Origin of the sequence: Lysinibacillus odysseyi 34hs-1 = NBRC 100172, from assembly GCF_001591965.1 — a bacterium.
Classification (GTDB): domain Bacteria; phylum Bacillota; class Bacilli; order Bacillales_A; family Planococcaceae; genus Lysinibacillus_B; species Lysinibacillus_B odysseyi.
Map to the genome: position 1 here is coordinate 403163 of NZ_BCVX01000002.1, position 13207 is coordinate 416369.

The 13207-nt window shown below is 41.6% G+C and carries 8 protein-coding genes; 3 read left to right on the forward strand and 5 right to left on the reverse strand.

The window, feature by feature from the left end; translation table 11 throughout:
* Positions 1–556: 556 nt before the first annotated feature.
* The 4 genes from BOD01S_RS04705 to BOD01S_RS04720 form a co-directional block, all read right to left on the reverse strand.
* On the reverse strand, positions 557–1477 hold the full coding sequence (locus tag BOD01S_RS04705; RefSeq protein WP_036155582.1) for a C40 family peptidase: 921 nt from the start codon (positions 1475–1477) through the stop codon (positions 557–559).
* Positions 1478–1703: 226 nt separating this feature from the next.
* Positions 1704–2765, reverse strand: coding sequence for a CAP and S-layer homology domain-containing protein (locus tag BOD01S_RS04710; RefSeq protein ID WP_036155580.1), 1062 nt, complete (start codon positions 2763–2765; stop codon positions 1704–1706).
* Positions 2766–2864: 99 nt separating this feature from the next.
* Positions 2865–7097, reverse strand: a complete 4233-nt coding sequence (locus BOD01S_RS04715; RefSeq protein ID WP_036155578.1) for a hypothetical protein — start codon at positions 7095–7097, stop codon at positions 2865–2867.
* Positions 7098–7270: 173 nt separating this feature from the next.
* On the reverse strand, positions 7271–7930 hold the full coding sequence (locus BOD01S_RS04720) for an S-layer homology domain-containing protein (RefSeq protein ID WP_052124889.1): 660 nt from the start codon (positions 7928–7930) through the stop codon (positions 7271–7273).
* Between the two features lie 257 nt (positions 7931–8187).
* Between BOD01S_RS04720 and BOD01S_RS04725 the strand changes: the two genes are divergently transcribed.
* From BOD01S_RS04725 to BOD01S_RS04735, 3 genes are all read left to right on the forward strand, one after another.
* A complete protein-coding gene (locus BOD01S_RS04725) occupies positions 8188–8874 on the forward strand; it encodes a hypothetical protein (protein WP_036155576.1) in 687 nt (228 codons plus the stop codon).
* Entirely contained in the window at positions 8874–10313 is a 1440-nt protein-coding gene (locus tag BOD01S_RS04730; RefSeq protein WP_036155573.1) for an HlyD family secretion protein, read from the forward strand. Before BOD01S_RS04725 ends, BOD01S_RS04730 begins: the two co-directional genes overlap by 1 nt.
* Positions 10314–10631: 318 nt before the next feature.
* Positions 10632–10919: a hypothetical protein gene (locus BOD01S_RS04735; protein ID WP_036155571.1), complete on the forward strand. Its 288-nt coding sequence runs from the start codon at positions 10632–10634 to the stop codon at positions 10917–10919.
* Between the two features lie 54 nt (positions 10920–10973).
* Here the strand turns inward: BOD01S_RS04735 and BOD01S_RS04740 are convergent, their stop codons facing one another.
* Entirely contained in the window at positions 10974–12980 is a 2007-nt protein-coding gene (locus tag BOD01S_RS04740) for a hypothetical protein (RefSeq protein ID WP_036155569.1), read from the reverse strand.
* Positions 12981–13207: the final 227 nt, after the last annotated feature.

The following is a 13207-nucleotide window of genomic DNA, read 5'->3' on the forward strand; positions in this document are numbered from 1 at the left end:
TTTGAAACATTACCATTTTATCAAAATTTTCTTATGAATAATATATTACTTTTTTACCGTATCCCTCCTTTAGTAGCGAAAATTACGTATATTGGTCCCTCTCTACCATACCGTGAACCGCCCTCGATGCTTTCGGCGACAAAAAGCCCGCTCTTCCCCTAAGCACACCCAACAAAAAGATCTTTTTTATAAGAAATGAAACCAATATTTCCTCATTCATTATCTGGGTCCTCTGCTTGTTACCTAACACACGGTATCAGGCTATGGAGCCGCTATACGACAAATACTGACGTTTCCCTCTCTTTTTTCCAGCAGGTTCAAATTGTCATGTTCTGACGAAAGCTTGCACTGGATGTTTCATTTTCTATTAAAATGGGAAACTGATTATTATGAAGTATCATATTTTTATTGTAACATATCCTATTTTAGAAAAAAATACCGGTTTTTGAGATAAAAAAAGAGAGAGGCGCCCATAGGAAACCTCTCAGCTTTTATTGTGAAACTTTTGCCAGATTATGGTTGGTAGCCTTATTCTTACAAAAGTAGACAATCTACTTTACATATTTTTAGCGCGTTCTATGAATGTATTTAATTGAGTTAATGTTACATAATCTGTTCCACCATATGTACCATTTGGCTTACCAATTGTAATACCATTAGAAGCTAAAATTTGAATGTAGTTATAGTCCCAGCTTCCAGGCTTTACATCCCCAAAGCTAACGACTTTATTTGCCATTTTCAGATCAAATGCTTCTACTAATACTTTTGCCATTTGTGACCGAGTCAGTGGTGAACCAGCATTGAATTTACCGTTTGTACCTGTGAAAATTCCTAGCTTGTACATTGCTGTTGCTACCCCTGCATATGTAGAAGAAGAGTTAATATCTGAGAAAGGTGAATTTGTATTTGATGTATCCACACCTAGAACTTTCGCCAATCGAGTTGCTACCTCTCCGCGAGATGCATAGATTTTAAAGTCGATTGCTGCGTTTTTTACTTCACCTGCTGCTACTTGTGTTGTACCGTTTGTAAAAGTAGCAATACGTTTTGCTCCGACATAGCGCTGTGCCCAATAAGATGTACCCAGACTTGCTGTTGTAACCCCTGTGCTTGTGCCTGCATGTGCAAATTTATTGTTTCCTACGTAAATTCCTACGTGTGATACGCCATTACCTGATGTGTTGAAGAATACAAGATCTCCAATTTGCAAGTTGCTTTTAGAAACGGCTGTACCCTGGTTATATTGTGCTGATGATGTACGGTTAATGGAAATACCTAATTGTTTAAATACTAATTGTGTATAGCCTGAACAATCTAATCCTTTAGTTGTTGTGCCTCCGTATACATACGGAATCCCGATATATTTATATGCTGTCGTTGTTAATTGTGTCTGTGTTGCTGCTTCTGCATTGTGTGTACCAGCCCCTGCAAAAATCATAAATGATGCAAAAACCGGCAATAACCATTTTTTCATGATAAGTATTTAATACTCCCTTCAAAACTCTTGGTTTTTTTGCCTACATACAGACTAACACAGAATACCCGTCCGTAATTTTTCACTTGTGTAACAGTTTCCTACCATAACAAAAAGCACTAAAAATCTAGCCAAAACTAGAAGTTTAGTGCTTTCTATAGCAAAATTATACACATCAAGAAATAGCTCCGTAATACTGCTGTAATATTACAGACCATTATTTTACATATTATTTACTGGAAAACAGTTGAATCCAGTAATATTTTCCATTGTCATCTTTTTTCACGGCAACACCGATATTAGTATACGAGGATTTTAAAATATTCTCCTTATGTGGGGCAGATGCCATCCATGCCCTCATCACATCATGTGGTGAAGAAAGATATCTTGCAATGTTTTCGCCAAAGCTTGAAAACTGATATTCGTAAATGGTTGCCATGTCCCATGGATGCCCGTAATACGGTGATTCATGGGCAAAATACTCATGTTCAAACATATCCTGTATTTTAATGACCGCCAGCTGGTCTAGGTAAGGATCATGTACTAATAAAGGCAAGCCTTTCTTTTTGCGCTCTGCATTTACCATTGTTATTGTCTCATTTACCCACGTCTCATTTTCTTTAAACGTCGAAATATATGTTTTTCCTAAAAAATCATAGGCCATTTCCAGCTTAGCCATTTGAGATTTGAATTGAAGGCCGCGTGAAACCATCGCTGCAAGCTGTGCACGGGTTACATTGCCGTTTGGATCGTATTTTTGGTACGGTTTCCCCTGAACAATGCCTGCATCAGCCAATGATTCGATATAATTTGTCGCCCAGTGGCGCTTTCCACAATCAGAAAATTTTGCTTCATTCTTATCATCTACAACCACATGAAAGGCAAGGGACAGCATTTTTGCCATTTGCGCCCGTGTCACCTGGCTGTCTGGATAAATGGATGTGCGGTTGTCCATCACTCCGAGTTCCACCAGCTTGCGAATGGCTTTATACTGCGGATGTGAGGCTGGCAGATCTGTTGCCTGCAAAGCTAGAGAAGCATTTAGCGGCAATTGCAATGCATTGACGATTGTTTCTGCCACCTCTGCTCTCGTGGCTGCCCTGTGAGGCCAAAACCGCCCCTTCTGATCGACATGCATATAGTTATTTTTCAACATATTGTTAATGGAAGGTGCGGCCCAGTCAGTAGTTTTTACATCGGTTACCTGCACGCTGCTGGCTCCTGCCATTGGAGGGAATACTAATAAACAGATAAGTAGAAAAGAAATGATGCTAATACCTTTTTTCTTCAAATTGCGTGCCTCCCTTCTCAATAAAAACTCGCCTTTCATTAGTTGAAAGGCGAAGTTCATTAACTTATAGTACCAAATTTTTTTCAAAAAACAATACGTTTAGAAAAATAACGAAGAGTCATTAATTTGTGCTTCATAGTCTTCCAATAGGAAGTAGTTTGTCACAAGGCGTTTTTGCTGTGTTGACAGCTTATCATAGGCAGAGCGGGCTGCCTTTACCTTAGAGGCAAAAGTGCCTACATTTGGATTGATCTCAGAAATGAGCGCACGAACCTTGTCCACTGCATCCGCTTCTTTTTGAGCGCCTTTTAGCACATCATAATTCGTCACAAGCTTTCGTACAGACGATGGCAATGAATTATAAAGAGCCAACGCCTCTTCCACCTGCTTGGAGTAATTACCAGAAGAGGAGGACAGACCTGCAATTTTCGAGATTACTTCCTGCACCATATCCACATTATTTTTTGCTTCCTGCAGTGCCGCAAAGTTTGTTACAAACTGCTTTTCAGCACTCGACAGCATATTATAGGCTGCATAAGCTGCCTGCACGCTACCCATATAGTTAGGGTTTGACGGCTTTAACGAAGCAATCAATTTATATACTTCGATTGCCGGACCGACACTTTGCAGTTTGTTCAGGTTATGCACCATTTGCCGCTGCTCAGCCGTCAGCTTATCGAGAGCCTTCGTTGCCTTATCATAAGCTGAGACAAGGTTGCTGGCAAACTGTAGGTTATCGATAGCGTCAATGGCTGCCTGTACATTCTTTACCCCTTTTTCATAATTTTGAAGCTCTTTATAAAGGGTAACCGCTTTTTTCTCTCCTGCCGTCAGCTGGTCATAGGCAGCACGTGCAACCTTGATCGCCTGCATGTACTGCGATGGGCCTGTCCGTGGAATTTGACGGATTAATTCATCCACCGCAAGGCCCCCCGATACCGTCTGCTCAAAGGCTACTAAATCCTGATAGTTGCTGACCAGTGCCTTATCTGCCGGAGACAGGCTATCATACCAAGCTCGAGCTTTCGCTACATCCTGGCCAAATGTGGCACTTGTCTGCTTAATATTTAAAATTGCCTCCATTGTTTTGGCTACTGGGTAGATTTTAGAAAGCAGTACTTCTCGGTTATAGACAAGCTCACGGCTTTCATACGGGATGGCCTCGTATGCCTTTACTGCTGTATTATATTTTCTCACAAAATCAGATGCTTCATTCACTGGACGGGCGAGCATTTCCTCCAGCTCTTTAATTTGATGGATCGATGTTGTTACTGGTTTTAAGGCCTTTTCCCGCTCCTGCAATGTCTTGTAGTTCAACACAAGCTTTTGGTACGAGGAATTGATACGTGCCAGCTTATCATACGCTTCCCGTGCCGCGACAAGCTTCTGAACATAATCTTCTACACCCGGGCGCGCCTCATCGATCATATCCATCACTTCATTGACCGTCACAAGCCCTGTTTCTGCTCCCTCAATTTTATCAAGCAGCGGTGCCAGGTAGCGCTTTTCCATATCTGTTAAGCGATTATACATTGCGCGGACTGCCGCTACATCCTCGATATATGTTTTTGCAGTCGGTTTTAAATTATCGACTGCCTCTACGACCTGATAAATTTTCAAGTACGGCTGTAGTCCGCTTGTATAGTTGTATACATATGATTTTTGGCGGGCAGTCAGCTTTTCATACGCCTTTAAAGCAGTATCCACTTTTTTAGCATAGCTGCGGTTTGCGACATCTACATTTTTAATAATTGGATCATTGATCAAGTCCACTACTTTTAATGCGGCTGTCCCATCCTTCTTCATTTCTTGGAACTGCTTATAATTTGTGACCTGTTTTTTTCCATCGGCAGAAAGCGCAGCATATGCAGCCTCAATGCGCTCAGCTTCATCTAAAAATGCCTTGCCTGTTAATAGCCCCAGCTTGTCGATTGCGTTAACGAGGCTATTGCCCGTTTCAATAGCTTTATCAAGCGCGTCCAATGTTGGCTTGTATGTTTTAATGACTTCAATAATGTCTTTTTTGTAATCTTCTTTTGACTTCCACGCATCATCTTTTATTAATTTTTCATATTGTTCCTTCGCAGCCTTGTAGGCATCTTGGAATGTCGGGTCACTTGACTTGAGGGCTTTCACCTGATCTACGAAGGCCAAGTATGTTTTGAAATCCTCCACCCGGTTTTTATTCTCTTCAGAGATAAATGCTTTTTGTGCCCCTGTCAGCTTCTCAAATGCAGTCACGGCCGATTTTGCCTTGCTCGCAAATGTTTTTGCTGTCGGGTCTACTTCCTCAATCGCCTTTGTCACAGCTGCCGGCTGTTTTACCTGTTTTTCAAGCTCCGTTAATGTTTTCAGGTTTGTGACGAGTTTTTGCTCCTCTTTTGGAAGGGCATTATATGCCTCACGGGCAGCTTGGATAGCGAGAAGCTGTTTTACAGCGTCTGTTTCATTTTTAGCGGTTTCGATTAATTCAATAACAGGATCCGCTTTGTCCAACTGAGCCTTTAAAGCTGTGACTGCCGTTTCTAATTCTTTCTTTAAATTAGTTAAAGCTGCTTTATCCTCTTCTTTCATTTGAGGGTCGGCCAAAACGTCAACAAGGTCTCCCGTTGTGGCAGTTAATGTCGTATACAATGCCAATACGTCCGCCTTATAGCTGTCTGCTGTTGTTTTTAAGTTATAAAACTTCCCAGTCACTGTAGCAAAAGGGGTTAAATATGCTAAACGAGGATAGCTGTTGACTAATGACTGCTCACCTGCACTTAAACCAGCATATGTTTTATTTAACGCTTCCACTTTTGTAGCAAATGTTTTCTTATTTTCTATAACAATTGAATCGATTTGGTCACTTAGCTTAATCGTTGTCTTACCGGACTTTTCCCATGTTTGCAGTTCTTTATAATTGTCGACAATTTTCTTTTGACTTGCTGTAAGAGCATCATAGGCTTTTCTTGCATCTATAATGTTCTGTGAAGTCACATCTTCATTAGTCGTTAAACCTTCAATTATTTTCTCAACCGCCTCTGCAGCTGTGACATCTTTACGGTATAAATCTAGACTCATGTTATAATCCGCTAATAAGGCTTGGAGATTATCGGCCAGCTTGCCATAAGCATCCTCCGCCTCTTTTAGCGCAGTTCTATATTCAGCTGTCGCGTTTGGTTTTAATGCCTCCACTAATGCAATAAAATCCAGTCCGTCTTTATAGCCTACATTTTTTTCGTCAATAACTTGGTTTGCTACTTTATTATCGTAGTCAAGCACAAGCATTTTCGAACGAACATTTAGTTTGCCATATTCTGAAACAATCTTGCCTACCTTGCTCTTATAGTCTTTTCCAGTTACAGACTGAATCCCTGCAATTAGTTCCGTCACTTTATCTGCTTTTGATAAATCATCATTGGCCTGTTTCATCACAGTTGCCACTAGCCGCTCATCAGGAAGCATATGAGAATCCGCAATTTTCTTTTCATTTGCAGTCATTTTCTCATCGTAAAACTGATTCGCTTTATTTAATATTTCTTTAAAATCAGTCGCCTCTTTCTCATCGGCTACTATATCTTTGTCTGCAATTGTTTTAACATACGCCGGCACTTCTACCGTTGCAGGCTTTCCTTCCGGATCCGTCGTCTGGATTGTTCCCCCTTCAACAAAGGCCTCTGCTTTAATAATATCCTGTTCAAATGTTTCCAATACTTTTACATTTTTGATGAAAAATGCTTCAAAATCTTGAACTGACATTAAATAGCTGTCTACCGCTTGCATCGCTTGTGAATCAAAATCAGTAATGAAAGGATATTTTACGTTATCCGCTTCTGTTGAATAAGTTGCATTACTTAAAACTACCGTATCTAATGCTTGGCGAATGTCTTTGAAAGATTGAGCAATTGCCGCACGCTCCTTTACCAGCTTCGGTACGGTTTCGAATAATTTAGGCTGCGTCGTTTTTAATAAGCCTATTTCATTTGATAGACTTGCTGCCCGTGTATTTAAATCCTGTAAGCCTTCTAAAAATGTCAGCTTCGCTTTTAATAATGTATTTTCAGCTGCGAAAGTGTTAGCCGGGAAAAATTCATCCACCATTTGTCGATATGTAGCAAAATTCGAAATTGACGTCTTTCCATTTAATTCAAACAGCTCTTCAATACGTTCCTTATTTACATCAATTGCTGCCACTACATTATACGGTACTGCTGTGGCGCTTACCTCTTCTGCTGCGACCGGTTCAAGCTGCTCTCCATCCATTGGTGTCTCAGTCTCATTCGCACTGGCAATAGCTGCCGGGGCTAGTAATAGGCTTGCCAGTACACTGACGCGTGCAGTAGTTTTCATTGATCGTCACCCTTTCTTTCTATATAAACCTTCACGTTTTTATACATTCTTCTAAACTTTCTATCGGCAAAAGGGTAGGGTTATTTACGTAAACGCCCAAATTTCTTCCAAATGTTAGATTTTTCTATAAAAAAACTACCTTTCTTCTCCAGAAGATAGGTAGCCTTACAATGTTATTCGATACTTATAATTTCAAGATCAGTTGTTGTAGCGTCGATGGCACGCTTTAAGAACGTGGCAAGCTGTGCACGTTTGACCGGAGCATTCGGGCTGAACACTGCAGTACTTGTTCCTTGTGTGATGCCATATTGCACGAGTGTTTGGATATAACGGCGTGTATCCAAGTCCTTGATGGCGTTAACATCTTTAAATTTTGTTGTGACAGAATCAGTAATCTCTAAGTCAAAGGCAAGCACGAGTATTTTTGCCACCTGTGCACGTTTTACAATTTCCTCCGGCTTAAATGTGTTATCATTATAGCCTTTAATGATGCCCTTCTCATTTAATGCTGCAATCGCACCATAATATTTACTGTCTTTAGGCACATCTTTAAAGCCCGGGTCCTTTACATTTTTCGTATCAAGCTTTAAGGCATTAGCGATGAAAAGAGCAAGCTCTTCACGTGTTGCCGGCTTATATGGGGCAAAAGATGTAGATGTACGCCCCTCTATAATACGAAGATTATAAAGCTCATCAATCGCTGTATAGTGGTCTCCTACGTTATGTAGGTCCTTAAATGGGACAGCCGCATTTGCCGGTGCTTCCGCTACATAGGCAATCGCTACTGCTGATAGAGCTGCTGCTGCCGCAAATTTATAATATGAAGCTTTCATTCTTTTATAGCCTCCTACTGTTCAGTATTCATTTTCTATTTTACACGAAACTAAAGACCCTTGATACAGTTTCAACCATATATTTAGTACTATTTTATAAGATGGCTAATTGAGGAAAGTAAAAAAGAGGTTATAATAAGAGTGGCATCCCTGTAAGGGCCGTTTTTTATTCTATTACTCTACTATATAAATCCGTTTAGGAATATGGAAATGTGGGAAACACAGGTAGAGATCTACTTTTTGAAAGGATGGTATATATGGTATTACAATACCGCTTTTGGCACTTTCTTTTCAATCCATCCTCGTTAACTTACGCACTTGAGCATGGAGATGAATACGAGAAGGTACACGGCTATAAAAGATCATTGTGGATTTTGTTTTTTACCACATTATTATTTTTCGCCGTACGAAACATTTGGGGAATGCATACGGAGGGCCTGACAGCACTCCTGGCAAATGGTCTTGATGACCGCTATCAATTTGCCCGTCTTATTTCTCTCGGAGGCGCTCTTTTATGGGCTGTCCTATTTTTTGTTTTTCATTATTTCATTCTTACATACATGCTGCACATGCTGACGGATTTACCTTTTAGATGGATTCAAACTGTACAGCTTTATGTCATTCTGTTCATTCTGCTGGAAAAGGTCATTACATTCATCGTATTTGTGATTGCGGGCTACTCTACTCCCCTCACATTTTTCTCATTAGCTCCGATGACTGCCTACCTATACCAGGATGAGTTTCTGCTATACTTCTTGAACCAATTGACGGTATCAACCGTTCTAGCCATTGTGATCCAGTACACATTCCTTTCGCAATGGGAGGAAGATAGCAAAGGTGCCCTGCTTCTGAAGCTGATTGGCTTACAAATTGTGCTGGCCCTTCTTGTCGCAGGTATCAGTATCCTGCCAATTGCTGAATGGATCCAAAGGGGGCTGGGCTGATGGTGATCAATAAAAAGTTTAAAATCTTTGCGCTCATTGCAGTAATACTAGTCGTTATTAATGCCTACCTTGCGCTGAAAAATAATGATGTTATTCAAAAAGCCTACTATATAGATAACATCCAGTATGCAGCCGGTGGTATACATACAAAAGAACTGGATAAAGAAGGAATCCTCGCAACGAGTGACGACCTGCGGCTGGCTGCTCCTGTACAGTCGATCGATGAAGTGCTCGTCCAGCGCGGGGAATCCGTAACGGCTCAGCAGGAGCTGGCAATCTATAAAACGGATGCAGTAGAAAAGGAGCAGCAAAAGCTGGAAATCGAGCGCAGTGCCTATGAATCTGAATTGGCAGAGCTGGAGGATATCCTCTCTGACCTTTCCATGGCGTCTGGCTCCTCCAACCCGTCTACATCTACCGACAGCACAACACTCGGCAGCTCGGGGCTATGGAATATTGATTTAACATTGGAATTTGGGATTGACCAAAATACACCAACTGCAGAAGGCGAGGCCATCATCCGCCGGCATATCGCGGAAACAGAACGCGAGATTGAGATTCTGGATGCAATGATGACAGAGCTGATTACAGACCAGGCACTGGCATCACCGGTGGACGGTGTAGTCGCAGACATTGTGCAGGACGGCGATACGATTACTTTCATTATCTATGCAGCCGACAAAAACATTATCACTTATATTGATGAGGAACAGTGGCAGCGCGTCGAACCACAGCAAAAGGCCGAAATCATCGTTCGTGCTGGCAAGGATGATGAAATGACGATCGAAGGGACAGTTGTTGAAAAGCAGGAAATCCCTGCGGTTGAATCGCTATGGTATGACGAGATGAATAAGCACGATAAGCTGGACCCTTCTAAAACGCTGTATGAAGTCCAAATTCAGCCGTTTGATCAGCTTGTCGACTACCCTTTCGGTGAAAAGGCTGATGTAACAATTACGACAGACGAAGTATTCAACAGCTTCATCGTCCCTAGTGATTGGATTGTCGAATACGAAGTACCTGATATCGGTAATACACATATTTACACAATCGGCTATGATGGAAAAACACGTCTTGTGCCGGTAGAAGTTGCCTTTAAAAAGAAAGGTACAGTTACTGAAACCGTGAAAGAAGAAATACCGGTCGAGGAAGAGCCCGTGGAGGAAGAAGAAGTCGTAGATGAGGCGACTGAAGAAGAGAAAACAATCTATACAGTAGACTTCGATCAGAAGAAGGAAGAAGATGAGGAGGACAAAGAAGAGCTTTACGATGTCACAGTATTTACAGGCGCCATCGAGGACCGTACGATTCTACTTGATGGAACAGCGCGCAACATCTATGCCCCTACATTCCGCCCTTATCCCCTTGAAAAATATAAGTGGGAAGACGTCGGCACAGTGACATGGCGTGATATTGTGAAGTTTATTCTCCAGCCTTAAAAATAGTTGAGGGTGAATAAACAGGGATTTGAACGAATACCCGCGGTTTCTGGAGGAATACCCGCGAATACGAGATGAATACCCGCGATTTCCGGGGAAATATCCGCGGTTTTAAGACGAATACCCGCGATATTTGGAAAATACCCGCGTTTAGATGAACCCTACCTCCTATATTACTAGACAGAATCATTTTTGATTCTGTCTTTTCTTTTTGCTGCATATGTTTAATAGAGGGAAATTCTCTTTCCTCATTTTAATATAGGAACCTCCCACTTCTCTATAAACATATATGGGAGATTTACTCAAGGAGGATATAACGTGATTCTTTACCTCACTATTTATTCGCATTTTTCCATCCTTATTGTAGTACTTATGGCGCTGAGTGGTCTGATCTCTTATTTTGTCCGCCGTGTACCGGTTATCTTCATACTTATAATACTAGGCATCATCGGCTACTTGTATGCTGTTTTTATCCATGGTGAAGCAGCAGCACTTTCTATCATCTCTATTATTATCATTACTTCCTCCGTGCCTATTTTCTTAGTTAAATATACACTTTACCTTCAGCAAAAAGCAGAGAAGCTATTACACCTGCAAAACACATAACAGTCCAATAAAAAAGTACATTCCTCTTCATGAGAAATGTACTTTTTAAACTGTCTAATAAGAATACCAAGGCAGCGTAGAAATATAGACTGACTTCGGCTCAAACGACCCTGGGTTTTTATATATATCCCGAATGACTTTGCCCTCTTTTAGTTTTACGGTAATCGTTGAATAGTTTGGTAGTGTTTTTGATAATGTTAAAATTACGTTCTTTGAATTCAGCGGATCGACGGCCGCTTTTGCCCCGTACGATGTGCTGTCCTTATCTGTGACGATAAAGTCGTTTTCATTCGAAATCGACACCGCCTGGCCAAACGATAACACAATCTCCCGTGCGTTTTTCACCGTGACAGACGGATTCCAGTAGCTTTCATACGGTGCTACAATGTCCGGTAGCGCAATCGGTTCGTAATAAGCATCCATTTCTTCATATGAACCGGCTGCATGTAGATCATTTATATACAAATACGGTGTTGTATACCACCAGTAGCTACGGCTCTCGATTTTCAGGATTACCTGTTTTGGGTTCTTCGGGTTTACCTGCACTTGCCCCAGCTTATAACCCCGTACCTCGTAATTGTCCAACTCTAAAGCTACCGTTTCCTCTACCGGCTGATTAAAATCAATCGTAATGTAGCGCGGGTCCGTAATTTTTCCCGGATCCGTCACTGATGTATTCACCGCTACTACTTGCAGCTTCTCTCCATTAAACGAATAGTCCTTAGAACGCTGGAAGGTAACAGTTCCGCCATCCATGCTTCCATAGGAAAGGTTCTCAAACGAGAGATCCATCTCATAGGCTGCCTGCTCTATATCGTGTGGATTCAGCAGCTCACGAAGCGGGATTTTCACCTTCGTCGGCTCATTATATACAGCCCGCACTTTCACCTGCTCCGCTTTTACCGGCTTTTTGCGCTGGCTCTTCGGCTCCGTATAAATGCCTGTATAGGAAACTGTCGTATTGCTGTTCACACTTATATTTTTATTGAACGTAACAAATAAATATTCCAGATTGTTTTCACGGATAATATCTGTTTTTACAATTTTCACTCCGGCTGCTTCTGCATCGAAATCATGTTTAATAGAAAAGCTTGTGTCCTCCCATGATTCCATATCCGTTACATAGCTGTCGGGTGCTGTACGAATGGTCACCTGACCTGCTAATGCTTCCTGTACAGTCACAATATAAGACTCATCATCTATCGGCTCTACATTTTGTACTGTAAAGTTTTTCTTCCCGGCAGAAACCGCCAGATCACCTGGATACAACGAATACAGCGGATGATTAAATGTTATTTTGAATTTCCTTACGCCGACCCGCTCCACCGATGTGACAAGTAAATTCGCACTAGTTGCCTCACCCTTTACAATCGTAGCTGTCAGCAGACTTGGTCTAGCCAGGTTATTCGCTAAATCCTTTACACCGTTATATGTGACGATAATCTTACTGCCATCTTCCACAAATTTTCCGCCCGCATAGGCATTCCCTAAATGGTATGTCAGGACATTGCCATCTACTGACGTCCTGATACCTGTCACAGCCTGTCCATTCTCCAGCTTGAATTTTGCTGTATAGTTTTTCACCGGCTCCGTAAACACCACTCTTGATTGATGTTTATTGATCCATTCTACCGACTGGATTGCAGGTGGTGTCTGGTCCTTCGTAAAACGGACGATTTCATTATATGTAGTAAGCTTTTCGCCCTGTTGCGAATAAATACCGAAAATGCGCAGACGATAGTCGCGGTTTGTTGAAACAGGCGTACTCGTCGTTATTTGATATGAGCGCCCGTCCTTGCTTAGTTCCCCTCTTTTCAGGGCAATCGTCTGCTTTCCATCTGCTGTCTCAAGTTTGAAATACTTCTGCAGCTCTGTACTTTTTGTCATTTTCTCCAGCTCTACCGGCTCATTAAAATAAACGGTAAATTGTGTAGTACTGCTATTTTGTATTTTGGAAACGGATAGCCCATCCTCTGCCGATACAGAAACGGCCCCTGTTGCTACAACTGGCAGCACACTTGCAGAAACCAGTAATTTAAAAAGCGTATGTTTTTGCGTCATCCAATCCCCCACTATCTACTTCAGCTATTACTCTCTATGTTACATATCGGGTCTGTTGCCGATTCATTTACCTTCTAAGTGGAAAAAAGGCTCCGTCTGAAAATACATTTCGAGACAGAACCTTTGCGACAAGGATAGCGGCATGTTGACATGACCACCGCCAGGTCAAAATTTCATAATGAATCACTAGGAAGGATTAAAAGGGGTGTCCTAAAAGTTTTCACTTT